This window comes from Parabacteroides sp. AF17-28, assembly GCF_003479205.1.
Taxonomy (GTDB): domain Bacteria; phylum Bacteroidota; class Bacteroidia; order Bacteroidales; family Tannerellaceae; genus Parabacteroides; species Parabacteroides acidifaciens.
Genome location: NZ_QUGV01000009.1, coordinates 27,750 through 54,681, shown reverse-complemented (window position 1 = coordinate 54,681; position 26,932 = coordinate 27,750). Strand labels below are relative to the sequence as shown.

The 26,932-nt window shown below is 44.8% G+C and carries 17 protein-coding genes and 1 tRNA gene; 9 read left to right on the top strand and 9 right to left on the bottom strand.

Going from position 1 to position 26,932, the window contains the following annotated elements; translation table 11 throughout:
* Positions 1-10: 10 nt before the first annotated feature.
* The 7 genes from DWW90_RS08300 to DWW90_RS08270 all read right to left on the bottom strand — a co-directional run bounded on the left by DWW90_RS08300 (position 11) and on the right by DWW90_RS08270 (position 10,948).
* Positions 11-910 carry a YitT family protein gene (locus tag DWW90_RS08300; RefSeq protein WP_122332809.1) on the bottom strand — a complete coding sequence of 300 codons (900 nt, stop codon included), beginning with the start codon at positions 908-910 and terminating at the stop codon, positions 11-13.
* A gap of 130 nt (positions 911-1,040) precedes the next feature.
* Entirely contained in the window at positions 1,041-1,397 is a 357-nt protein-coding gene (locus tag DWW90_RS08295; RefSeq protein ID WP_115499590.1) for a hypothetical protein, read from the bottom strand.
* 315 nt (positions 1,398-1,712) lie between these two features.
* Positions 1,713-2,891, bottom strand: a complete 1,179-nt coding sequence (locus DWW90_RS08290; RefSeq protein ID WP_122344642.1) for a DUF4221 family protein — start codon at positions 2,889-2,891, stop codon at positions 1,713-1,715.
* Between the two features lie 6 nt (positions 2,892-2,897).
* Positions 2,898-5,210, bottom strand: coding sequence for a hypothetical protein (locus DWW90_RS08285; protein WP_122344641.1), 2,313 nt, complete (start codon positions 5,208-5,210; stop codon positions 2,898-2,900).
* A 3-nt stretch (positions 5,211-5,213) separates the two neighbouring features.
* A complete protein-coding gene (locus DWW90_RS08280; RefSeq protein ID WP_122344640.1) occupies positions 5,214-6,389 on the bottom strand; it encodes an MFS transporter in 1,176 nt (391 codons plus the stop codon).
* 38 nt (positions 6,390-6,427) lie between these two features.
* Positions 6,428-8,311 carry an ABC-F family ATP-binding cassette domain-containing protein gene (locus DWW90_RS08275; RefSeq protein WP_122344639.1) on the bottom strand — a complete coding sequence of 628 codons (1,884 nt, stop codon included), beginning with the start codon at positions 8,309-8,311 and terminating at the stop codon, positions 6,428-6,430.
* An 813-nt stretch (positions 8,312-9,124) separates the two neighbouring features.
* Complete coding sequence (locus DWW90_RS08270) at positions 9,125-10,948, bottom strand: fibronectin type III domain-containing protein (RefSeq protein ID WP_122344638.1); 1,824 nt, start codon at positions 10,946-10,948, stop codon at positions 9,125-9,127.
* 192 nt (positions 10,949-11,140) lie between these two features.
* Here DWW90_RS08270 and nhaD point away from each other — a divergent pair, with 192 nt between their 5' ends.
* The 4 genes from nhaD (at position 11,141) to DWW90_RS08250 (ending at position 14,517) form a co-directional block, all read left to right on the top strand.
* Entirely contained in the window at positions 11,141-12,571 is a 1,431-nt protein-coding gene (nhaD, locus tag DWW90_RS08265) for a sodium:proton antiporter NhaD (RefSeq protein ID WP_122344727.1), read from the top strand.
* Positions 12,568-13,230, top strand: a complete 663-nt coding sequence (locus DWW90_RS08260) for an MgtC/SapB family protein (RefSeq protein WP_115499596.1) — start codon at positions 12,568-12,570, stop codon at positions 13,228-13,230. Before nhaD ends, DWW90_RS08260 begins: the two co-directional genes overlap by 4 nt.
* 67 nt (positions 13,231-13,297) lie before the next feature.
* Positions 13,298-13,933, top strand: a complete 636-nt coding sequence (locus DWW90_RS08255; protein ID WP_115499597.1) for a hypothetical protein — start codon at positions 13,298-13,300, stop codon at positions 13,931-13,933.
* Complete coding sequence (locus DWW90_RS08250; RefSeq protein ID WP_122344637.1) at positions 13,933-14,517, top strand: uracil-DNA glycosylase family protein; 585 nt, start codon at positions 13,933-13,935, stop codon at positions 14,515-14,517. The genes DWW90_RS08255 and DWW90_RS08250 overlap by 1 nt, the downstream gene beginning before the upstream one ends.
* A gap of 74 nt (positions 14,518-14,591) precedes the next feature.
* On the opposite strand, the gene DWW90_RS08245 is transcribed toward DWW90_RS08250, so the two are convergent.
* Positions 14,592-16,094 carry a glutamine synthetase family protein gene (locus DWW90_RS08245; RefSeq protein WP_122344636.1) on the bottom strand — a complete coding sequence of 501 codons (1,503 nt, stop codon included), beginning with the start codon at positions 16,092-16,094 and terminating at the stop codon, positions 14,592-14,594.
* Positions 16,095-16,218: 124 nt separating this feature from the next.
* On the opposite strand from DWW90_RS08245, the gene DWW90_RS08240 reads away from it, so the two are divergent.
* Positions 16,219-16,291: transfer RNA gene (locus tag DWW90_RS08240), tRNA-Trp, on the top strand.
* A 15-nt stretch (positions 16,292-16,306) separates the two neighbouring features.
* Here the strand turns inward: DWW90_RS08240 and DWW90_RS08235 are convergent.
* Positions 16,307-16,642 carry a helix-turn-helix domain-containing protein gene (locus tag DWW90_RS08235; RefSeq protein ID WP_122332821.1) on the bottom strand — a complete coding sequence of 112 codons (336 nt, stop codon included), beginning with the start codon at positions 16,640-16,642 and terminating at the stop codon, positions 16,307-16,309.
* Between the two features lie 515 nt (positions 16,643-17,157).
* Between DWW90_RS08235 and DWW90_RS08230 the strand changes: the two genes are divergently transcribed.
* The 4 genes from DWW90_RS08230 to DWW90_RS08215 all read left to right on the top strand — a co-directional run bounded on the left by DWW90_RS08230 (position 17,158) and on the right by DWW90_RS08215 (position 26,816).
* Entirely contained in the window at positions 17,158-20,364 is a 3,207-nt protein-coding gene (locus DWW90_RS08230; protein ID WP_122344635.1) for a TonB-dependent receptor, read from the top strand.
* 12 nt (positions 20,365-20,376) lie between these two features.
* Entirely contained in the window at positions 20,377-22,245 is a 1,869-nt protein-coding gene (locus DWW90_RS08225) for a RagB/SusD family nutrient uptake outer membrane protein (RefSeq protein WP_122344634.1), read from the top strand.
* A 274-nt stretch (positions 22,246-22,519) separates the two neighbouring features.
* The gene (locus DWW90_RS08220; RefSeq protein ID WP_122332823.1) at positions 22,520-23,686 is read left to right on the top strand and encodes a Gfo/Idh/MocA family protein; all 1,167 of its coding nucleotides are present in this window, start codon (positions 22,520-22,522) and stop codon (positions 23,684-23,686) included.
* Positions 23,687-23,717: 31 nt separating this feature from the next.
* Complete coding sequence (locus DWW90_RS08215; RefSeq protein WP_122344633.1) at positions 23,718-26,816, top strand: glycoside hydrolase family 2 TIM barrel-domain containing protein; 3,099 nt, start codon at positions 23,718-23,720, stop codon at positions 26,814-26,816.
* Positions 26,817-26,932 lie beyond the last annotated feature (116 nt).

Sequence of the window (26,932 nt, the reverse complement as noted above, 5' to 3'; positions counted from 1 at the left end):
TTTCAACTCTTTAGATTCCCGGTCGTGGTGAATCCTTGCTCGCGTGCATGGTGGAGATAAAGGCATTCGGGTCGATCTCCTTCACCTCGTCTTTCAGACGGGGCAGGTCTTTACGTTCAGCAATGGTAAAGATGATTTCTTTTTCCTTGCCTTCATACATACCACGTCCGTGCAAAAAAGTACCGCGCATTCCCATCTTCCCGACGATCAGCTCCTTTATTTCCTGTGTTTTCCGAGATACGATAAAGACAGCCCGGTTGGGATTCTCGGTCTGGAACATCTCCACGATTTTCCCGTAAACGAAGATAGTAAACCACGAATACAAAGGAACCGCCCAGTCGCGGAAAACAATCAGCCCCAACAAGACTACCAATGAATCCAACACGATAATCATATTACTGACTTTCAGATTCGAATTATTGGCAATCACACGTGCCAGTACATCCGTTCCCGCACTGGTACTCTGCGCCCGGAACACGCAAGTCACACCGATACCCAGGATTGCGCCGCCATAGAAACAAGCGATAAAGCTATCGTTCTCAACCAAAGGCTGATTTCCCAATAAATAGGACAATGAGTCCGTAAAGATGGAAATTAACACAAACGTCACGATCGTTTTAGGCCCGGACGCCAAACCGATCTTTTTCATTGCCAGAATCATCAGCGGGATGTTGAAGCAGAGGGCCGTCGCACCCATCGGAAGGCCATCGGGCATAAAAGAGAAAACTCCTTTTGTCACATAATGAAGTACGATTGAGATACCATACACACCTCCCGGTACGATCTTGTACGGAGCAAGAAAGAGGACGTAACTAAGTGCCTGGAAAAAAGCACCGATAACAATCAAAGTGTAGTCTGCTACATTTCTTTTCAATGCGGCATTAGAGGCCAGATTAAGCGGTTGTTCCATGTTTGCGTTGTTGTTTCGATTTATATGTGTTCATTATTTGTTAAAAAACAGCGCAAAGATAGATAAAAAAGAAGAGATTGCACACACAAAGCGTGCAATCTCTTCCGTTATTAGAAATAACCTTTTTGAATCAGAAACTCAACGTACGGTTATTATTGTTGGTCACATTCAACAGGATCACATATTTGCGATACTGCTCCGGCGTAAGAACCTTCTTCATCAATTTCAGATTCCCGTAAACAGCCTGGCGCATCTTCTTGTCGCGCATCTGTTCGCTTGACCTGAGACTCTCCTTCTGCATATCCTGAAAATACTCGTTAATGTTTGCCACTTCATTAGCCTGATAAGATGACAACTGCAAATAGTTGCTCAATTTTTCAAAGTTAATAGCAAACGGTTCTTTACTCACATTGTTACGGTTTTCGCGTGCAAAACCCATCGTTGCACATAATAAAACGGCTGCAACAGCCATACCTAAACGTCTCATAATACCTAAACATTAAATTGTTAAACCTAAACACGGGGACCGCTGTCCCCTATCTTTTCACCTTTTATCTTTTTGCTGCTACAAATATAACAACATGTTTTAGAACATTGTTCTTGAATACAGTAAAACTTTGTTAACTAATATCAAAACGAGCACAATTTAACAATATAAGAATCTTTTTGAAGCACAAACGAGACACATATTACAAATAAGACACAATATCACGATTATATAGACCGAATCGATATTTACATAAACACAATCTATATAAATTCATTTCTATAAGTTTGCCCACCGACTGGTCTACTCATACTATCATAAATCTTTCAGATTAAACAAACCGAAAGTCAGAAAATCGTCATCTTCGGGTTCATCTCCGATATGCTCTATATTCAACCCTTCGGCCGTAACAAAAGAGTTCGTCCAATTCCATTCCTGCCCCGTACCGATTTCCGTCTCGCCCAGATAGCGGAATTGATCATCCATTACGATAATTGTCAACGGCTTGCTATCAAGAGGAGTTTTCAGATCCGCATCAGGCAAGCCACGTTGCAAATACCGGTAATAGACTTTGCGGAATGGATCGTAAATGAGCGCAGCGTATAAATCCTGCTGCATATAGCAAGCATAAACAAGTTCGTCCGGCGTTCCTTTAGCATCATGGTCAATAGAGCGGATCGTTCCGGCAGTATTACCACCTCCATAAACTTTAGTTTCGGCATCATTCTTCCAATCCGAAATATAAAGATCATGCGAGCAGGTAAAGCTATGAACCATCTTCCCTTCCAGACTGATAGCCGGATAAGGTTGAAGAATCAGGTCTCCACCCCAATTGTAGCCGTTACCGAATAATTCTTCCGGATAGAGATGGTGATATTCCGCCTTGTTTGTCGCCAGATCGATACAGGCGGTAAAACGGAAGTTTTCCCTATCTGCCAGATTTTCAGGAAAAGGAGACATTCCGGGCAAAATCAGATGATTCTCAATCAACATCAACGGTACGACAGGCGAAAACAGATATTGCGGATTATGCAACGCCCATTCTTTATCTTCCTTATCCAACAATGTGACACGGTTATGCACACGACCGGTACTGTCCGCCAAAGCGATCTCGATCAACGGACGGTTGAACACATAGATCGAATCCGGACTTTTGACATAATAAGCGCCCGCGCTCATGATCGCATCGGCCCCTTCACGCTCAAATGCAATCTGCTTAAGATAAGTCGTATCCGAATAGCGATAGAAATAAATAGCATTCTTCCGGTTATTCAAAAATGTCAACAAACAATCGCCCGCATCATCGGTATAAATCTGTATATAAGGAGGCTTCACTTTCGTATCCGTATCGAGCCGGAATTTCTTCTCGCCCGTTTCCACCAATTGTTTGGTAGCTACCAACTTTCCTCTAAACTCGTTCTTCACACTTCTCCCGTTACCGGAACAAGCAGTAACCAACAACAACGCCAACAAATAACAATAACAACTTTTCATATCATTCTATTTTCTTATCACTCTGAATTCGCATTTACCGGAGCCAAGCAATCCTGTTCCATCAACCCCTTCCGCCACTCCGATAAAACCGGTATTGATATCGGAACAAAAGAAAGAGACTTCCGCTTCCCCTTTTTCGTCTGTTATCACAGAAGGTTCCCATAATAAAGTATTGCGGGCATCGGGAGTTGACAATTGCATGTCTATTTCGTCCGGCTTGTAAAATTCGCGTTCGGCATAATAGCCTTTGGCTCGCCAAATGTTATTCATACGGAGCAGTTCTGCTTCCGAATACAGCGGACCCTGATAAACGACCAGCTGTTCGTCAATAACCCGGAAAGGTATGCCAACTCCGGAAGATTGAAAATGTTCAAATTTAGCAATCCTGTAAGTTTGCCCATCAACAGGTCTACTCATACTGTCAGCCCGACAACCGTTTACCGCATGATGTCCGTCATATCCCGGTTTATAATTCAGTAACAAACCACAGGAATTACAAACCCAGATATTATTCAAATCCTTTTGCGCCAGACTATCCAACCGCCCCATAAACTTATCCCGAAACGCCCTCCGCGCTTTCCCTGTCACCGTTACACCGTCCAGCAAGACCGTACTGTCACTGCTCACTACAGGCAAATCAAGGATTAGCCCGTTTTCATCCTGCTCCGGCTCTGCAGACGGATAATATCTGGATTTCTTTTTCCTTATGCTATCGATTTGAGCGAAATAATCTTCTATCTCAAGTTTTGGTTTAAGTTCTTTCGACAACATCGGTTTCAAATAGACATAACCGCCCCGTAGTTCTTTCAACATATCCGTACCGACGGTAAAAGAACCGGTTGAATCAGCCCATATATACATTGAATTACCCTCTGCCCCGGATATCTGGATAAGCTGCTCCGTCCCCTGCGTTTTTTTCCCTTTCTTCTTACTGCCAACAGATTGTACACCCATTATTTCATCAGGCAAAACCAGGTTCTCATTATCGGAGGCATTTTCTATATTCCAGACATACCGCCTCCACCCCTGCGTCAGCAACAATAAATCCATTGCCGACATACGATCTTTATTCTTATCATCGAAATAATAAAGCGGATTGTGGATTTTCCCGCGTACTTGGGAAGACAAATAACAATGAGTCAATATATTTACCGGATCAGCCGGATTATCATAGGCCTTATCAAACACACTAATGCCCAAATTCGTTTTTAACGGTCTGCCATTCTCATCCGTAACCTTTATTTTCAATGTCGCTTTTTCACGAATAGCATATGTTTTCTTATCCGGTTCAATCTTTATCCGCATCTTCTTTTCCGGATTCACATAAACCAACCTCTCTGCTACCGGTTGCCTATTGCCATTAAATAAGGTAAACTCTACGATTCCCTGATAAGGAAACTCATTAAGCGGCATTTTTATTTTAAGCCGGTCCTTCAGCACCCCCTTTGCCACACAACAAATCATTCCACGAATTTGCCCTAAAAGACAAATCTCCTGAGCAGACGAACCTTCCGCTTGTGAAATAAAAAATTCCAGATGTTTCTTGTCTTGTTTAAATAAACATAAAGTCATTCCTTGAAGATAAATCTCCGGTAAAGAATACTCTGCACCATTATCTAACTCTATACGATATTTCTTCTCCGAATCAGGAGTAAAGAAGAAAGCTCCCATTCCGTCATGACGACTTTCAAACCGAATGACCGGAGCTTCTCCTTGATACAAAGTTCCCTTTACTGCTACCGGATATCCTCTGCCATTCGTCGCCTTAAATGCCACACGCGAAGGCAAGCCCGAAACCAGGTTTCCTCCCTCCGGAAAAAGATCAAACTGCAAACGATCTTTTTCAATGTTCTCCGGTTGTTGACTGTCATGAGCGATATTTTTAACTACCCTTATTTTACGGGATGAAATTATTCCAGTTGTGTCATTGTGAAAGGAGTGGCGGGTATAGGCTTCCAGAAAATAATCTCCTTCCGACAACTTCTCACTTACATAAACGTGGCCGAATGCCATACCATTTTCTACCGGATACTTTTCTTGCCAGACGATACTATCTTCGCAATTTATCATTTGCAGATACAATGTCTTGCTTTGATCCGACAAACCGAAAGACTGGGCATTCAACTGGTAGGCTTTAAACCAAAGGTCTTCACCTGTCTCATAAATACCTTTGCTGACTTGGAGATAAATCAGTTCAGAAGGGAAAACGGCATATTCTTTATCAATAGAAGCAACCCATGCTTCATCAACTGCCTGCTGACAAAAGCATGGCAAACAGGTATATGTCAGTAAAAAGATGGTTAACAGAATGCTTTTCATACATCAAACTAATAATTTATATTTCTCATACGACGGCCGTACCCAACGCAAATAGACAAACAGGGAGAGCAGACAACAACCGCCTCCCACCCCGTAAGCCATAGCCAGCCCCGCATGGGAAGCGATAAAACCGGCTGAAAGCATACCAATCCCGACACCCAGATCAAAAGAAGTCAGATAGGTAGAAGTTGCCGTCCCGCGCATATTATGCGGAGCGACGTTGACAAAAAGACATTGGAAGGCAGGCACTCCCACGCCATACCCGATCCCGATCATCAAGGCGCAAACGAAGAAAGCCACAGGATGATGAACGGTTGCAAACACAGCGAACGTCACCAACAGACAGACGGACGAACAGACCGAAACCCAATGGATCTTGCCATAATCGACCAGGCGGCCGGATATCAGACGCGACGTCCCCACACCAACCGCCATATAAATAAAGAAGTAGCCGGGATTGGCCACCTCGATCTCTTTCCCATATAAAACGACAAAAGAGGTAATCATCCCGTAAGGTATCGCCACCAGGATATAAGCCAACGCAGCCGGCAACGCCTTCACCAGGATAAAACGATCCAGGGAAAAATGAGGACGCGGCATTTTCTCCCGCTTCGGATAGCGGATCAGGCAAACGGACCCGACACCGATGAAAGCTGCTACCAACCCGACCAGCACCAACGAATGAAAGCCCCATTTATCATAGATAACGACTGCCACCAGCGGAGCCAGCGACATCGCCAGATTGATCGTCAAACCATAGAATCCCATTCCTTCCCCCCGCCGCGCAGACGGAATCACATCGATCGCAATCGTATTGCCGGAAACGGAAGTAAGCCCCATAAAGCCGCCCTGCACAAACCGCACCGCCATAATCGTCAGCATAGTCGCCGCGACCAGATAGCCGCCAAACATAACGGCAAAAACAAAGAAAGCCAATAAATACAACGGCTTACGCGAGAAGCAATCCACCAGAAATCCGGAGAAGGGACGGACACAAAGCAGCCCGACCGTATAACTCGACAGCACAATCCCCACATTTGCCGTGTCGATCCCCAAAACTTCCACCAGATAAAGCGGCATCGTCGGCATCAACAGGTAGAAAGAGAAATTCATCAGGAAATAGGAAATGCAACATTGCACAAAGTTCCGGTTCCACAAGATCGGTTTCTCCGTATTCATAATTGGCACATTGGCATATTGACTCATTGGCACATTATTCACGCCAACTCGCTCAATTCGAGCCAGCGCATTGTCTTTTCGTCTATTTCATCTATTACTTTTGCAATCCGTTCGGACTTAGCCAACAACTCGTCGTTGCTGAGCGTGCCGCTGCTCATCGCCACTTCCAGCTCGGCTTTTTCGGCTTCGAGCTGCGGTATTTCGGCTTCAAGCGCTTCAAACTCTTTGCGTTCCTTGAAAGTGAGTTTCTTCTTCTGTTCTTTTTCGGGACGGGACGTTTTATCGGCTACCGGAGCCTGTTTCGGCTGGCGAGCGGCTTCGACCTCTTTTTCCAGTTGGTCCTGCACCTCTTTCCAGTCACGATATTGTGAATAGTTCCCGGGAAAATCCTTGATGTCCGCGTTACCCCGGAACACCAGCAGATGATCGACCACCTTATCCATGAAATAACGGTCGTGGGAAACGACAATCGCGCATCCTTTGAAATTTCGCAGATATTCCTCCAACACATTCAGCGTCACGATATCCAGGTCGTTCGTCGGCTCGTCCAGCACAAGGAAATTCGGATTGCGCATCAGGACTGTACACAGGTACAAACGCCGCTTCTCCCCTCCGCTCAGCTTATAGACATAGCTATGTTGTTTCTCCGGAGCAAACAGGAAATAGTTCAGAAATTGGGAAACGCCCATCTTCTTCCCGTCGCCCAGATCAACATATTCGGCAATATTCTGGACCACATCGATCACCTTCATCTGCTCGTCGAACTGAAGACCGTCTTGGCTGTAATAGCCGAAACGAACCGTTTCGCCCACATCAAACCGTCCGCTGTCCGGCTCCACCTCTCCCATCAACATCTTGATAAAGGTCGACTTCCCGGTCCCGTTGTTTCCGACAATCCCCATCTTTTCGTAACGGGCAAAGACGTAGTTGAAATCTTCTACGATCTTCAGGTCGCCGAAACGCTTACAGACATGTTCCGCCTCGAAAATCTTGGAACCGATATACGACGCCTTCACATCCAGGTTCACGTTGCCCGCGTCATGCTGCTGTTTCGCTTTCTTTTCCAGTTCGTAGAAAGCGTCGATCCGGTATTTGGCTTTGGTCCCGCGAGCCTGTGGCTGACGGCGCATCCAGTCCAGCTCCTTGCGAAGCAGGTTGCTCGCCCGGTCGACTTCCGTATTCAAAGCCTCTATGCGTTCCTGGCGTTTTTCCAGGTAATAGCTGTAATTTCCTTTATACTGGTAAATCTGCTGCCGGTCTATTTCGATGATCTCGCTACAGACACGGTCCAGGAAATAACGGTCGTGCGTCACCATCAATATGCTAATGTTCGCACGAGACAGGTATCCTTCGAGCCATTCGGTCATCTCCAGGTCCAGGTGGTTGGTCGGCTCGTCAAGAATAATCAGTTCCGGATCGGTAATCAGGACGTTTGCCAATGCCACGCGCTTCAGTTGTCCGCCGGAAAGCGTTTCCACCTTCTGGTCGAAATTCTGTATCTTCAACTGCCCTAAAATCTGCTTCGCCCGCTGTTCGTAGTCCCAGGCCTTCAGGTTATCCATCCGGAGCAGTATGTCTTCGAGATTGGAATGGTTGCCGCTTGCTATCGCCTGTTCGTATTCGGCAATCAGACGCACCGTCTCGTTCGGCGAATAGAAACAAGCCTGTAAGACAGTCAAGCCGTCCGGATAATGCGGCGTCTGCTCGAGATATCCGACGCGCAGGTCGTTACGGAAGACAACCGCCCCACTGTCATAATCTTCCTTACCGGCTATGATATTCAGCAAAGTCGTTTTACCTGTACCATTCTTGGCTATCAGCCCGACTTTCTGTCCTTGCGCAATTCCAAAAGTAATATCCTCAAAAAGAACCAGGTCGCCGAAGCTCTTGGTCAGCTTATCTATCTGTAAGTAGCTTATCATATATTCATATCTGCTTAAAATGCAGGACAAAGATACAAAAGATTGGGCAGAACCAACTTTTTGACGTTCGAAAAGCGGATTAACACTTACAGGTTCGAAAAACCTCATGTCTTAAATACGAAATTTACAATAACCCCCTTTTTGGCTATTTTTCTATTTCGTCCGAAAATTTGATCGATTTTGGATTGACTCTTTTCACGGTTTAAGCTTCCCTTTCTGACAATGGGAAAAACGAGGTGCGCAGTCCGTTTCAAAAAGCGTGCAATTTGATTGCCGGAAACCGGAAACACCGACAATGTGATAAAGCTTAACTCCCGGAGAATCGAATATTTGAAAATAAAACGGACGGCGTTCCAAATATCCCAAGGAAATTAAGGGGCTTTTTTGCCCTGAAAACGGTCCTCTTTTCAATTACGACCGTTCTAATCGCCATTATGACCGTCCTAATCTTCGCGAGGTGCCGAGTGCACTACACAGTAGCACGGTCGTAATGGCAAAGAAGACTGTCGTAATTTGGGAAAACACTCAAAAAAGGCGAAAAAGTCCCTTTTTGAGGTCAAAAAAGTAGATTAACATTTGTTTTGTTTCGGATGTCTCTTAAACCTAAAAAAACCGTTTTATACAATAAGGTGATGTGTCAAAAGTCCTATTTATAGCGTCTGTGTCTTGGCGGTCCCGGATCAAGTCCGGGATGACTGCACCTGCCATCTCATCCTAATTACTGTAAATCAGTTTAGTATAAGGTTGCGGGGCAAGTCCGCAATGACACGCTAAAGCGTTAGAACTTACTTTTGACACACCCCCTTATCCTGGTTATTTTTTCATTACTTTGGAGAAGAACAACTCATTATCTGCAGTGATTTTTACCACATACATACCGGTCGCCAGCGAACTTACATTCACTTCGTTGCTATTTCTGGCTACTTTAACCAAATCTCCGTTCATCGAGAAGATTTCCACTTTGTCGGCAATCACTCCGTCGATACGGATTACATCGGATGCAGGATTCGGCGCAACCGTCACCTGAGCCGACTTGAGAACGCTTGTATTGGCTGTCGCATCGTCTTTGACCACAGTGAAAGAGTCGAACAAAGAAGGTTCGCCCAGATCGTTGACCGTATAGGTTTCAATCTCGATTTTATCCGTACTCATATTGACACGGCTGAAAGTAGGTTCGCCTGTCTGGCCAAATTTGCCGGAGAAAAGACCCCAGTAATTAGCCACCTCATGTTTGTCCAAAGATGCAATCATGGCAGCTTCGTTACGCGGTTCGTATTTTTTCTTACCGGCGGAATTGTTCAAGAAATAAAGCGTCCCGTCTTTTACATTAAACACGCCACCCTTCTTTCCGGTCATATTCTCACGAGCACCCGGCTGGCCGACTACTTCTACGTTCTGAACAGCATCGGCGACCAGCGTCTTGGCTGTATTGCTGACCGGGCCGATCACCTCATAGATATGGTCGTGTCCCTGAAGCGCCAGATCAATCTTCAACTCATCGAATATCGGAAGCATGGCGGCACGGACAGCCTTACCGTCGGCATCGTCCTGGTGGGAGTTGCTACCGGTAAACATATTCTTATGATAGGTAGCGATACGCCATTTCACATCCTTATGAGCATCTACCTGCTTGCGCATCCAAGCCTTCAACTCATCAAAATATCCTTCGGCGCTATAATCTTCGTAGTTGATTACCATGAAGAGCGCATCTCCGTAAACAAAGGAGTAGATAGTTCCGTCCATAGCAGTCTTGGCCGAAGAATTTTCATTGAATGAATTATCCGTATTGAAATGTTTGGCAAAATTACTGTCACGCACGCTCCGGTCATGATTTCCCTGTGCCGGAACCAACGGTTTTTGCATCCATACATCCTGCATGGTTGAGAACCACTGTTCCCACTCCCATTCGGATGAGAAGTTTTTGTCTACATCAGCAGTTTTTGTCGCACCGGTCGTTTCAACAAAGTCACCGTTGCAAAGTACGAACTGCGCATCCGGGACAAGACGTTGAGCTGCGTGAATCGTCTTCTGCGACACATCGAACATTTCATCATACTGGGCTTGTGTATCCGTTATATAAATAAAGGAATAGGCACTCTTATCGTTCTTAGCGGTTGTAAAACTACCAATTTCACTCCAAGCTCCGGGCACACCGACGCGAAATGAATAAGTTGTACCCGGAGAAAGCTTATCGACCAGCGCTTTATGACTGGTGTAAGCCATATCCGTTTTCGACTCGATACCGGCATCCACCTTATTGGCATCTACCAGATAATTCACAGAAACATGCTCGATTGTTGCATCCTGAGTAATAATAGAACCTTCGAAATCCTTTTCTGTTGCATTTGCTTTCTTTACGATCTGAACCATCCCCTTTTCCGAAGTCGGATTCGTAAACCAGGCAAAACCAAGTTGTGAAGAAGGATCGCCGTTTATTGTCATATTAATACTGTAAGGCAGTTTGCCATCGGCAGCCTTCGATGCGCGCAACAACTTCGTCCAGGTAGGAACGGAAAAGTCCGCCTTATTCAATGTAAGAGTTGTTTCCTGTGCGGAAAGCGGCTGTACGCCAGCCGTTAAAGAAACAAGTGCAGCAGCAACCAGAGACTGCACATTAAGAAGTAAACTTTTTTTCATACACAATTGTATTTAGTGGATAAATGTATTTCCGCTGCAAAAGTCCTCCAACTGCATTTCAACATAATGACTAAGGTGTTACAGGGAATGAAAATCCAGTTACATTTATATTTAGAAAAAGCGTCTCCACAACAGTGTTAGTTCCATATAAATTGATAATTTTGCGGATATAAAGCAATTAATACAAATATGATGTTGACAGCAATGATCATCGTGTTCCTGGTCGGATATTTACTTATCGCATTGGAACATCCTCTAAAAATCAACAAGGCGGGGACAGCGCTCCTGACAGGGACGATTCTTTGGGTCTTATACACCTTTGGATCACCACAATTTATCCCGACGGCTTCCGCCGAAGAATTCAGTCTTTTCCTGGACGCTTTTCCTTTCATGAAGGATTTGCCATACGCCGATCAATGTATCCGTTTTGTCATCGACCACCAGATATTAGATAGCATCGGTGAGATTGCCGAGACACTGATTTTCCTGATCGGGGCCATGATCACAGTCGAGCTGGTCGATTCGCACGGGGGCTTTATGTTTATCACCAACCGTATCACGACCAATAGCAAACGCAAACTGTTATTCGTAATCGCCACCATAACATTCTTCATGTCAGCAGTCCTGGACAACCTGACTACTTCTATCGTAATGGTCATGCTGATCCGGAAACTGATCGGTAACTATAAGGAACGCTGGATTTTCGGCAGTATCATCGTGATTGCAGCCAATAGCGGCGGAGCCTGGTCGCCTATCGGTGATGTGACGACCATCATGTTGTGGGTCAGAGGAAACATATCGACTTCGGCAACCATCCCGCATTTGTTTTTGCCAAGCCTCGTGTCGGCATTGGTTCCGGTGTTGCTCATCTCCCGCTATCTGCACGGGAAGGTGACGCCGCCTAACGCTTTCGAGGAAAACAGGGATAACCAGCTCTTAAAGGTATTAAAGGCAAATGAAAAGTTGGCGATTCTTTGCATCGGCGTGTTCTGCCTGCTGTTCGTGCCGATATTCAAGACAATCACGCATCTGCCCCCGTTTATGGGGATTCTGATGGGAGTCGGGATTTTGTGGGTATTCACCGAACTGATGTATCGGCGGACGCCGATCAACGAAGACCTGAAACTGCGCCTGTCGAAAGTAGTCAGCCGCATCGACGGGGCGACTCTGATGTTTTTCCTCGGCATCCTGCTGGCTGTAGACGCGCTGCGTTGCAGTGGCGTTTTAGGTAGTTTCTCACTTTGGCTGGACGACACGATCGGAAATGTGTATGCGGTCAACCTGATTATCGGAACCCTTTCAGCCGTTGTCGACAATGTTCCGCTTGTCGCCGGAGCTATCGGCATGTACCCGATCGCTTCGGATGCGATGATTGCGACAGCCGCCGATCCGGTTTATATGACTCATTTCGTACAGGACGGCGTGTTCTGGCAGTTCCTTGCCTACTGTGCCGGTGTCGGAGGCAGCATGTTGATTATCGGGTCTGCTGCCGGAGTCGTCGTCATGGGCTTGGAAGGGATTAACTTCCTCTGGTACCTGAAACGGGTCTCCCTGCTCGCAATGGCCGGCTATTTGTCGGGCGCCGCGGTTTACATACTGCAGAATATAATATTTTTGTCATGATATGGGATTTTATTTTAAGACTATTCGTGGCCGGCATCCTGGGAGCCGTGATCGGGCTCGACAGGGAATACAGGGCTAAAGAGGCGGGGTACCGCACTCACTTCCTCGTTTCTTTAGGAAGTGCACTGATTATGATTGTTTCGCAATACGGCTTCCAGCAAATCATCCTGGAAGACAGCGTATCACTCGACCCGAGCCGTGTTGCGGCACAGGTTGTCAGCGGTATCGGTTTTATCGGGGCCGGCACCATCATCATACAGAAACAGTTCGTGCGAGGTCTGACCACAGCCGCCGGGATTTGGGCTACGGCCGGTATCGGGTTGGCTTGCGGTGCCGGTATGTACGGCATCAGTATTGCCGCAACCATTCTCACGCTGGTCGGGTTAGAGCTACTAAGCGTTATCTTTAAAAGTGTGGGAATGAAAAGTTCGCTGATTGTTTTTTCCACGACAGAGAAAGATATTATTAAAAAGATCATACCCGTCATATCCGAACGGGGATATCTGCTCGCCTCTTACGAGCTAAAGGAGTTAAGCCATACGGCCACAAACACTTACCTCGTGTCATTAGTTGTGAAAGCAAAGAAATATTCGGATGACAGCCCGCTCCTCTGGTTCACGGAGACATTTCCGGAAATAACGATTGAACGAATTGAGTAGGAAGAATGTCTGTCGGCGGGACAAGTTTTAGTATATTTGCCCCCAAATTATCATAACGAACATACAAATGAATATCATTTCCAAACTATTCAAGAAGAAAGAAGAAGAAGAAACAGTCGTATCGAAAGGCTCCGTCGAGGAGTTTGTTACGCTGATCCGCGTGTATTATCAGGCAGTGATGGCCGTACAGTTAGGGATCACGAACCTCAACATATTGAACGATATGGCGCTGTTTAAACGGATGCTCAAAATCCCGACACAGAACAATAAGTTAGGGATCGCCGAGAAATCGCGTGCCCGCAAAATACTGATGCAGGAATACGGCTTGAACGAAAACTTCTTCAAAGAAATCGACGCTTCCATCAAAAAGAACTGCCGGACGCAGAACGACATTAAATCTTATTTCATCATGTACCAGGGATTCAACAACGACCTGTTCTCCCTGCTGGACACTCTGATGCAATGGAAGTTCCGTTTCTCCATGCTGGTAAAGAAACTTTTATATGCCCAGACGCAGAAGACCATCCACGAGATCGTAACCCGCTCGGAATGGAAAGAAGTCAGCACACAGAAAGTAGCCTGGAGAATACGGAAATACAAAGAGTCACTCGGCTACTCGGAAGAATGGATGACCGATTTTGTCTACAATGTCGTGTTGATGGCAAAGGAAGATGCCAAGAGACAAAGGAAAGAAGATAAATAATGGAGAAGAAAGAGGTCGAACAACATCCTTTAGGGTTCTTCCTGCCGGAGAATACGAAGTTACTGATGTTAGGAAGCTTCCCGCCTCCGCTCGCGCGCTGGTCTATGAACTTCTACTACCCGAATATCCAAAACGATATGTGGCGGATACTCGGCCTGATTTTCTATCATAACAAGGAATACTTTCTGGAAACAAAGAAGGCTTTCAGCGAAGAAAAAGCGAAAGCTTTCTGCCGGGAAAAAGGAATCGGGATCGGCGATACGGCAATGGAGGTAATCCGTCTGAAAGGCAATGCATCCGACAACTTCCTGCAGGTTGTCACTCCATTGAACCCGGCTGAAGTTCTGGCCAAGATTCCCGCATGTGAAGCCATTGTCGTAACAGGACAAAAAGCGATGGATACATTAATTGCCATGCTGCCTCCGGTTGAAGAACCCAAAGTCGGCTCCTATTCCCGTTTCACCTTGTTGGACCGTGTCTTCCGCCTTTACCGCATGCCTTCTTCCTCCCGGGCGTACCCGAAACCATTGGAAGAAAAGGCTGCTGCCTATAAAGTCATGTTTGAAGAACTGAATATCAGTTGAAAGTGGAAAATTGAAAGTGGAAAGTTGCGACAAGCGATATTTTTAACTTTCAACTCTCCACTTTCAACTATATCTTACCCGCAATGGAAATACCGATTCACCAGTTCCAGCATTCCTTCGGTGTGGCCTTCCAGGTCTTTGCGCAACATCGTATCGCAATAACTTTCCAGTTTCTTTATGATACCGTCGATCATACTCGGGCTGAACACATTATATTGTTCGAATATCGCTCTCTGCTGTTGCAAACGTTTAGCTGAAGCGACACAGCTGTCCGGTAACTGATCTAAAGATTCCAACCGCGCTTTGTTTTCAGCCTGATGGATATTCACATTCACATACGTTTTTTCCGCAACATCCAACGCATCCGGGATTTCGAATCCATACCGGCAAGCGACTGCCAATCCTGCCAATAATTGATAAAGATCAGCCGATCCGTCCGGCGAACGCATCTCGACTGTCTGCTTTTGCGTCGTATCGTAATGGCTGTCCGCCTCGAGCGGATTCGCCAGCGAACACATATCTTTCTTGGCTGCCCATCCCAACGGAACGCGTACCAAAACGGAACGGTTACGATCGCCCCAACAAATATTAGTCGGAGCCTCCTGATGGGGAACCAGACGGAAATAAGAAGTCGGATTGGTATTGCCGAATGCCGTAATAGACGGTGCCAGCTTCATCATTCCGGCAATTGCCCGGCGGGCTGTTCCCGACAAAATACCATCCTGCAACATTTGGTTCTTGCCGTCTTTCATGATGCGCATATGTATATGTAAACCGGAGCCGGCCTTCCCCGCCGTTATCTTCGGGGCAAAAGTAATGTCAAGACCATATTCGTATGCCAGATTCCGGATCACCCATTTGGCAATCATCAACTGGTCGGCTGCGTCTTCCACTCTCGTCGGCAGGAACTCGATCTCATTCTGTTCATAGATCTTCCCGTTCAGGGTAAAATTACCCACTTCCGAATGTCCGTATTTGATCTGTCCGCCTGCCTGTGCGATATATTGCATACACTGCGTACGGAACTGATTAAATTTGGCATACGGCCCTGACTCGTGATACCCCCGCTGGTCTGTTGCCGGGAACAGCTCTTCCTCTTCTGCGATTACATAATATTCCAACTCGCCCATCGCCTCGAACTCCATGCCGGTCACATCCGTAAAAGCCTTGCTTGCCTTGTGCAATGTATATTCAGGTGAACTTTCCAGCGGCTCCCCATCTTTATTAAAGAACGAACACAGCATACTCAACGTCGGTAATTCGGAGAAAGGATCGACAAACGCCGTCCGGAAACGCGGGATCACATACAAATCGCTACTTCCCGCCTCGATAAACGAGAACAGGCTGGAACCGTCCACACGCTCGCCGCAAGTCAAAATTGCATCCAGATAAGCCGCATTGTTAATTACAAAATTCAGCGTTTTCAACCGTCCGTCACCGGCAGGATACATAAAGTTTACCATCCGGATACCTTTATCCTTTATATAAGATACAATATCCGCCTTTGTAAATTCGGAAGATGGCTTCTGAAGATGCTCAACCAAAGGGTTGGCGTTCATTTCTAATTCGTTTTTCATGTTTTTGTTGATTGATTTTATGGAACACACAAAGATATTCAAAACATTCTCAAAGTACAAAGTGAAGAATTTATATTAAGGGCTTGGTTATTCAAAATAATATCTTACCTTTGCACCCGCAAACACGGAAGTAGCTCAGTCGGTAGAGCACTGGTCTCCAAAACCAGGTGTCGGGAGTTCGAGCCTCTCCTTCCGTGCATTCCTCCAGAAAATCATTTCGATTTCAGCAAATCTGCAATCTGTTCTCCAAGTGCAATGTTTAGTATCTGATCTTTTTTATCGCCATCCAGTTTTATTTGTAAGACAGCCTCTGTCGACAGACTGCTTCCTTTAGAAGGAATATATTTCTCCGGAAATGTAATAACATCTATTACAGAGATCTGTAATACCTTTGCAATTTGCAATAAGGTATTATATTTAAGCTCACGTTCTCCAGACATTATCAGACTAAACCCCGCCTGCTTCATACCTATTTGTGCAGCTATGTATTCCTGTGAATAACCTTTATTCCTTCGAATTGTATCAATATTATCCAATATACTGTTCATATAACCAAGTTAACAATTGTCTCAGAACAAAATAAGCACATCCTGCAATATTTTATTGCGAATAATTTTGCACATATAACATTTTGCAATATATTTGCATCAAATATAATTCATAACAATTAACAAGAGTTGTGTTTACTTCAAGAAATACACATCTCATTATAAGATTGTTAACCTAAAAAAGAGTTCAAGATGAGACCAAGAAAAGTTTGTATTACAGCCAAAAGAGCATCTACAATGCATCACTTATCTTTCAACCTCTATTCAAGAGGCATTTCCAATCAGGCCCTGGCATATCGGATGGATATGCCAGGAAAATACTTACTCGGTCATTTATAACGTAATCCTCTTATTGTAAAATTCACCCAATATCAAATGATATTTTTTTTCAAAATAAATGTTTCATTTAATACTTGTTGCCTATGATCACATAATATTAGAATTCCAGTTTTTTAGCAGGATAGTAATATCCTTATTGTTTTTTTAACCTTATATTCATTTAATAAAGAAAGAACATGAAAGAATCTTCTTTAAAAACACATTCCAAGCAAGGTGGTGTAATAAGCAATCTTCTTAAAATGTTAACCTTATTGCTTTTTGCATTCTGTACAACCACCGTTTTTGCACAGCAAAAGACCATTAAAGGCACCGTTATTGACGCCACCGGCGAACCACTTATCGGTGTAAACGTATCAGTAAAAGGTACTACCACCGGTATCATTACCGACATTGACGGCAAGTACACTTTAGAAGTTCCGACAAATGCAATAATTGTATTTTCCTACATCGGATACCGGACACAAGAAGTTTCAGCCGGAAACCAAACGTCAATTAACATCACACTACAGGAAGACACTCAAAACATCGACGAAGTAGTCGTTGTGGGATACGGTGTACAGAAAAAAGAAACTGTTACCGGCTCTGTGTCGACATTGAAAGGTGAAGATTTGATTAAATCACCAGTTGCAAACCTGTCAAATGCTATTGCCGGTAAAATGTCAGGTGTAGTAACATACCAACGTTCCGGTGAGCCGGGATACGATGGAGCCACCATCCGCATCCGTGGTTCAAATACATTAGGAAACAACGACCCCTTAATCGTAATCGACGGAGTTGCTGCAAGAGCCGGTGGCTTAGAACGCTTGGATCCAAACGAAATCGAGACAATGTCCGTGTTAAAAGATGCATCTGCTGCTATCTATGGAGCCCGTGCCGCCAATGGCGTAATCTTGATCACAACAAAAAAAGGACGGGCCGCAAAAAAACCTGAATTTACCTATTCATTCAATCAAGGATGGTCTAAGCCGACCAACCTGCCGGATATGTGCGACGCCGTAGAATATTCCGAACTAATGAATGAACTCTATATGAACAAAGCTATGAAAAACCCGGCTCTGAACAACGGAGAAAGCATGGGGGATTATACGTTATTCAGAACGCCGGAAGAGATCGAGCTCTATCGTAACGGCAGTGACCCCTGGAGATATCCGAACACAGACTGGTATGCCGCAACATTTAAGAACTGGTCACCTCAACGTGTCCATAACGCATCTTTAGAAGGTGGATCCGACAAATACCAGTATTTTGTAAATTTCGGTCATAAATATACCGACGGGCTTTATCAAAACTCCGCAAACAACTACAAACAATTCAACCTGCGTATGAACGTAGATGCACAATTTAATGATTATATTAAAGTCGGTGCACAATTGATGGGACGCCAGGAAAATCGTAATTTCCCCAGCCAGGGAGCCGGTGATTTACTATGGTTCACTTCCAGGGGCCGCCCTACAGACCAAGCATACTGGCCTAACGGACTTCCCGGTCCGGCGCAGGAATACGGACGCAACCCTGTTGTCGCCTGTACGGATGCAACAGGTTATACACATGATAAACGTTACTATATCCAGAGTAATGCAAAAGTTGAAATTACCCAGCCATGGATTGATGGTTTGAAATTGACAGCTTCCGTATCGTATGATAAATATTTAAAACAGAGCAAAACATGGTTCCAGCCATGGACTTTATATGATTGGGATAAAGTAAGCTATGAAGCAGATGGCATTACTCCAAAACTGACGCCGATGCTCAGCTATCCGAATCATGAAGACCCTGATTTATCTATGGAATCCACAGACCAGACCAATACCGTGCTAAGTGGTATTTTGACTTACGACCGTAACTTTGGAGACCATGGCATAAACTTTCTTATCGGCATGGAACGTGACTGGTCAAACGCAGAGTCATTCAATGCCTATCGCCGTTATTTCCTATCAAACGCCCTGCATCATTTTAATGCAGGCGGTGATAAAGAAAAGAATGCTAAAAGCGATGGTGACAACTGGGAGCGTGCCCGCATGAACTATTTCGGACGTTTAGCATACAACTATAAAGAAAAATATCTGGCTGAGTTTGTATGGCGTTACGATGGTTCGTATATGTTTGCAGCAGGGAACCGTTTCGGCTTTTTCCCCGGTGTCTTGTTAGGATATCGTATTTCCGAAGAAGATTTTTGGAAAGAAAATCTCTCCTTTATTGATTACTTCAAAGTCCGTGCATCCTGGGGGCAGATGGGTAACGACCAGGTATATTATGACGGTAGCTTGAGAGAATATCAATTTGCTCCGACTTACTACTACGAATGGGGATATATCGTCGACAATGCAGACGAAAAAGGTTTGCGTATCAGCCGTTTCCCGAATCCGAATATTACTTGGGAACGCGCCAACAATTTCAATGTCGGTATTGAAACCCGTACATTCGACAACCGTCTGTACCTCGAAGCAGACTATTTCTACAATAAGCGCTCTAACATTCTGTGGCGCAGAAATGCCTCTATTCCGACAACTTCAGGTTTAACCTTACCAGCTGAAAACATCGGTAAAGTAGACAACACTGGTTTCGATTTTAAAATCGAATGGAACGACAACATCGGTAAAGACTGGCATTACAGCATCTCTGCAACCGGAGGTTATGCAAGAAACACAATCAAATTTTGGGACGAATCTCCCGGTTCTCCCCAGTGGCAGAAATCAACCGGACATCCGATGAATACAGATCTATATTACCAATATGACGGTGTATTCAAAGATTGGGACGAAATCAATAACACTGCAAACCGCCCGAATTATGACGGTATCACAAAAGATGCAGACCTGAAACCGGGCGATATGAAGTTCAAGGATATTGACGGAGACGGTAAAATCACACCAGACGACCGTGTTCGTTCAAACCGCAATAATGAACCCAAATGGACATATGGTATCACAGGAAACCTGCAATGGAAAAACTTCGATCTGAGCGTCTTGTTCCAGGGAGCTGCAGACTCTTGGACAAAAGTATATTGGGAAGCAGGCGATATCGGTAATTATCCGAAATATGTATATGACAAACATTGGTCAATTGAAAACCCCTCGGACAAATACCCGCGCGTAAATGAACGTAGCCAGTATTATTGGGATGGAACAGCGGCCGGAAACAATACTTACTGGATGGTTAACACCAACTATATCCGCTTGAAGAACCTTGAAATCGGTTGGTCGCTACCAAAAGCCTGGTTAGCACAAACTAAGCTTATTTCATACGCCCGCATATATGTCAATGGTGTTAACTTGTTGACCTTCTCACCATGCAAGGATATCGACCCGGAAAGTACAAGTTCCAACGCAACCAACTATCCGCAGTCTAAGATCATCAACGTCGGTTTTACAGTAACTTTCTAAATCAATTTGAATATGAAAAAGGCGAATATATTATATTTACTCACTGCCATATTACTGACAAGTTCATGTAGTACGGATTTCCTGAATACAAAATCACAAACGGAAATCATGGCGGAAGATATCTGGAAAGAAAAAAGCCTGGCTGAAGCCTATATGTACGATATCTATTTTGCTTTCCAAGATGCAGGTTTTACAGAAGAGTTACAGGCTTCTGCATGCGACGAAGCCATGTTCACGCATGGACGCGAATTTCCGGAAACGAATGCCGGTGCAGTCACCGATGTTAACCTCGGCTGGTTCTCAAAGACTCAAAGCGGGCATCAGTGGCAGCGTCTATACTTGAATATACGTTCTTGCAATGACTTTATCGAAAATCTGGATAATGCCACATTTGCAGAAGATGCACGAGTGCAATTAAAAGGAGAAGCATACTTTTTACGTGCTTATTTCTTACACCGTTTAACCCGCGCATTCGGCGGAGTACCCATCCAGTTGAGGGTAACCCAATTGACAGATGATCCCGAATCATTCCTTATTCCAAGGTCTTCTTATACAGATTGCATCAAGCAAGTATTAAGTGATATCGACAATGCTGCAGAATACCTGAAAGACCGCACATTTGCTAATACACAAAAAGGACGTGCAACTTTAGCCGCCGTAAAAGCGCTGAGAGTTCGCGTATTAACAGATGTAGCCAGTGATCTGCACGATCAGCCTACTGCTTCTGCCAAATCGTCCTTACTGGGTTCTTACGCACATCCCGAACTGTTATTCTACACAGAAGGATCACGTACTGAACGTTGGCAAGCAGCCAAAGCTGCAGCTAAAGACCTTTTGGACAATCCGATGGGACACGCCATTCCGACTTATGGCGGAAGCGGACTGTCAACAGAAGAGAAAGCACAAGCTATCTGGAAATTCTTTCTAACGGAAAGTGCAGACAACATCTTCTCGCGCTATTTCATCGACACCAAAGATGAAAGTGGAACCAAGATGCCGATATTCAATGGTCCTTCCGGTTATCATGCTTGGGGAGGCAATACACCTATACAAGATTTGGTTGATGCCTATGCAATGGAAGACGGTAGCAAGTTCAACTGGAACGATCCTCAACATGCAACAGCCCCTTACAGCAATCGCGAACCACGCTTTTATGCAACAATCATGTACGATGGAATGCAATGGATTCAACGTCCATCGGACTTTGCGGCAATAGAGCCAACCGGCAAAATCCAGACCGGTTACTACCAGTTAGATCCGTCCATAACAGACGACTCTAAGTTCTTCCCCGGAATGGATACACGTGCAGGAGGAGGAGAAAACTGGAATGCCACTTACACTGGATATTATTTGAAAAAATATATCAACCCGGCGGATGGAGACCATCGTAACAAGATTAATGCCATCTTCCCGTTCATTCGCCTTTCCGAAATTTATTTCGACTACATCGAAGCTTGTATTGAATTAGGAGAGCTGGATGAAGCCAAGAAGTACTTGAACGAATATCGCGCGAATGTCAATTTACCGACTATAACAACAAACGATCAAAATGAATTGCGAAAGATCTACCAAAACGAACGCCGCCTGGAATTTACTTATGAAGAAATTCGTTATTGGGACGTTCGCCGCTGGATGATTGCACCAGAATTGCCAGGCCTGAATAGCTTAAAAGGTATCCGTGTGACCGCAACATTGAAACCTGGTATCGGGGCTCGAAGTAAATATGACGCCGACCCTACTGTTTGGGACATGCACTACAAAGTAATTGATCTAAACAATGAAGGCCGCCAATTCGTAGACAAATGTTATTATTTACCTATGATGCGCAATGAATGCAACAGTAATCCAAACTTGATCCAGAATCCTGGATATGGAGAATAATCTAAAAATTCACCTAAGAAGAGGGGGCGTATTCTGCCCCCCTTCGAACATGAGACTTCTACACCAATCATCTATTTTATAAATTATTTTTCCTAATACATCTATCACACTTATTCCTCAATATTTAATAAGCAACCGTGATAGAGTGATACTGAATCTTGAAACCTATACAACCAATATTGCAATTTAATGTTGCAACGCTATTGTACATCTTACAAGATTTTGTAACTTTGGGCAGTATCTCAATTCATTAAATTGCTAATTTAATAATATCATGAAGAACAGAAAATTAAGAATGGGTATGGTTGGCGGAGGAAGCGACGCTTTTATCGGGGCAATCCACCGCCGGGCAGCCTTTATGGACAACCAAATTGAATTAGTTTGCGGATGTTTCAGCGTAGACCCTGAGATATCCAAAAGTTCCGGTTTATCCTATTTCTTGCCGGAAGACCGGATTTACAGCACTTACCAGGAAATGTTCGAACATGAAATGACCTTGCCGGAAGACGAGCGGATGGACTTTGTTACCATCGTGACTCCCAACCGTTGGCATTTCGAACCGGCTATGATGGCACTTGAAAGAGGATTTCATGTGGTAGTGGATAAACCGATGACATTTTCACTGGAAGAAGCTAAACTCCTGCAGAAAAAAGTTGAAGAGACGGGACTTATCCTGGCTTTGACACATGTATATTCAGCCTATCCGGCCGTAAAAGAAGCGAAAGCCCGCATTGCGAATGGCGAACTCGGCAAATTGCGCCGTGTATATGTCGAATACACACAAGGATGGCTGGCTGAGCGCATCGAGCTGCAAGGCGGCAACAATGCCGGGTGGCGCACAGACCCGAAACGCTCCGGCAAGGCTGGTTGCGTAGGCGATATCGGAACACATGCCTGGCATCTGAGCGAATATATTACCGGACTGAAAGTACAAGAACTGTGTGCAGACCTGAAAGCCTTCGTTCCCGGACGTCCGATCGATGATGACGGCGCCGCATTCCTTCGTTACGAGAACGATGTGACAGGTGTCCTGACGGCAACCCAGATAGGAACAGGCGAGGCCAACAACATCCGCATCCGTGTATATGGCGAAAAAGGCGGGCTCGAATGGCATCAAATGGAGCCGAACACACTGACCTTGAAATGGGGCAACCGTCCGGCAGAAATATTGAATATCGGTAATAACGGCTATCTGAGCGAAAAGGCATTGTGGAATACCCGAACCCCGGCCGGACACCCGGAAGGCTTCATTGAAGCTTTCGCCAATATCTACCGTAATTTCTCACTTACTGTAAGAGCTATCAAAAACGGCGAAACCCCAAGCGGAGATTGCCTGGACTTCCCGACTGTCCATGATGGCGTAAGAGGCATGCAATTCATTGAAACAATGGTTGAAGCCGGATATAACGATAATGTAAAATGGCAAAAATGGATTGATTAAATCCTGAAAAACCGTAAATAAATAACATCTTATGAAACTAAACGTACTTGCTGCTTGCTGTCTGTCCCTGATCGGGACAGCAGCTTTCGCTCAAAAAAATGAGTGGAGAGACCCTAACGTAAACGAAATCAACAGGGCTCCCATGCACACAAATTATTTCGCATACGAAAATGAGAACAGTGCATTAAAAGGATGTAAAGAATCCTCTGAAAATTTCATGACCTTGAATGGAAACTGGAAATTTTTCTGGGTTAAGAACGCAGATATGCGCCCGACAGATTTCTATCAGGTAAATTACAATGACAAAGGCTGGGCCGACATGAAAGTTCCTGGCTTATGGGAATTGAACGGATTCGGTGATCCGATCTATGTAAACGTAGGTTATGCATGGAGAAGCCAGTTCGAGAACAACCCTCCCGAAGTTCCGACCGAAAACAACCATGTGGGATCATACCGGAAGGAAATAATCGTTCCAGCAGATTGGAAGGGAAAAGAAATCTTCGCCCATTTCGGTTCTGTCACATCCAATATGTACCTGTGGGTAAACGGACAGTTTGTAGGTTATAGCGAAGACAGCAAACTGGAAGCAGAATTTAACCTGACTAAATATCTGAAACCGGGAAAAAACGTGATCGCATTCCAGGTATTCCGCTGGTGTGACGGCACTTATCTGGAAGACCAGGATTTCCTGCGTTTCTCGGGTGTCGGACGTGACTGTTACCTGTATGCCCGTAATCCGAAATATATACAGGATATCCGCGTAACTCCGGATCTGGATGCACAATACAAAGATGCGACTTTGAATGTATCGCTTAATTTGAAAGGAAGCGGCACAGTGGATCTGAAATTGTTGGATAAGGCAGGAAAAGAAGTTGCCACTTCATCCGTAAAAGGTGCCGGTAAAATTTCAACAGATATCGCAGTCAGAAATCCTGAAAAATGGTCGGCAGAAACTCCGGTCCTCTATACCCTGACAGCAACTCTGAAAGACGGTAACAATACGGAAGTAATTCCGGTCAAAGTCGGTTTCCGTAAAATCGAACTGAAAAATTCACAGATATTGGTGAACGGACAACCGGTATTGTTTAAAGGTGCCGACCGCCACGAAATGGACCCCGACGGCGGATATGTCGTTTCACCGGAGCGCATGATCCAGGATATCAAAGTGATGAAGGAATATAATATAAATGCCGTACGCACCTGCCACTATCCGGACAACAACCTGTGGTATGACCTTTGCGATCAATACGGTATCTATTTAGTTGCCGAAGCCAACATCGAATCGCACGGTATGGGATACGGCGACAAGACACTGGCTAAAAATCCATTATACGCAAAAGCGCATATGGAACGCAATCAACGTAACGTGCAACGCGGATATAACCACCCATCCATCATTTTCTGGTCGTTAGGTAATGAAGCCGGTATGGGTCCTAACTTCGAGGCTTGTTATACCTGGATTAAGAACGAGGACAAAACGCGTGCCGTACAATATGAACAAGCACGGACAAGCGAATTCACTGATATCTATTGCCCGATGTACCTGAACTACGAGAGAAGTGAAGAATATAGTAAAGGTAGCATTGACAAACCCCTTATCCAATGTGAGTATGCACATGCCATGGGTAACTCGGAAGGCGGATTTAAAGAATATTGGGATCTGGTTCGTAAATACCCGAAATACCAGGGTGGCTTTATCTGGGACTTCGTAGACCAGTCCTTACGCTGGAAAACAAAAGACGGTGTTCCTTTCTATGCTTATGGCGGTGACTGGAATCGTTATGATGCTTCCGACAACAACTTTATGGACAACGGCTTAATTAGTCCGGATCGCAAACCGAATCCGCATATGTACGAAGTAGGCCATATCTATCAGTCCATCTGGGCTACTCCCTCCGATTTGGCAAACGGCGTCATCAATGTTTATAATGAAAACTTCTTCCGCGACCTGAGCGGCTACTATGCAGAATGGGAACTGTTGGCAAACGGAGAAGTTGTTCAGACAGGTATGGTGAAAGATTTGGAAGTTGCTCCGCAGCAGACTAAATCTGTCAAGTTGAATTACAGCACAGAAGGTATCTGCAAATGTAAAGAGCTCTTACTGAATGTAGCTTTTAAATTAAAGAAAGCGGAAACATTGCTTCCTGCCGGTTACACGGTTGCCAAGAATCAAATGACAATCCGTCCGTATGAAGCTCCGAAACTGGATCTGCAAAACAAACAGAAAGTAAACATTGCCACAGTCGTTCCGACTATTAAAGAGAATGATTTCAACTATCTGATCATTGAAGGAGAAAACTTCCGGATGGATTTCAACAGACATGACGGATTCTTGTGCAGATATGACGTAAACGGTATGCCTATGCTGAAAGAAGACGGAAAACTGACTCCGAACTTCTGGCGCGCTCCAACGGATAACGATATGGGTGCCAACCTGCAGAATAAATATGCGGCATGGAAAGAACCGGGGCTGAAGCTGACCTCTCTGACAAATAAGATCGAAAACGACATGGCTATTGTCAGTGCTGAATACACAATGGATGCTGTCAAAGCAAAATTGTATCTGACCTATACGATCAATAATGAAGGTGCTGTTAAAGTTACACAAAAAATGGTAGCCGACAAGTCCGCAAAAGTATCTGATATGTTCCGTTTCGGTATGCAAATGCAAATGCCGAAATGCCTGGATCAAATCAATTATTACGGAAGAGGTCCTATTGAAAACTATTCCGATCGTAACAATGTAACTGATTTAGGGAACTACAAACAGACCGTAGACGAACAGTTCTATTCATATATCCGCCCGCAGGAAACAGGGACAAAAACAGATATCCGCTGGTGGAAACAAATGAATAAGGGAGGTAACGGGTTGATGTTTATTTCTGAAGCTCCTTTCTCTGCTTCCGCATTACATTATTCGATCGAGTCGTTGGATGACGGCACACAGAAAGAACAAAGACATTCGGAACTTGTACCGCAGATAAACTACACCAATATGTGTATAGACAAGGTACAAATGGGATTGGGTTGTATCAACAGCTGGGGAACACTGCCGCTGGAACAATATCGTATTCATTATGGGGATTATGAATTCTCATTCATCATGAAACCGATCCAGTCCAATTTATAAGTTTTTACTAAAAAACGCTTGTTCCCGCGACGATATGGGATTCTTAAAAGCCGATATATCAAGCGGAGACAAGCGTTCCTTTATAAAAACTGATAAAAAAGTATAATCCCTGTGCA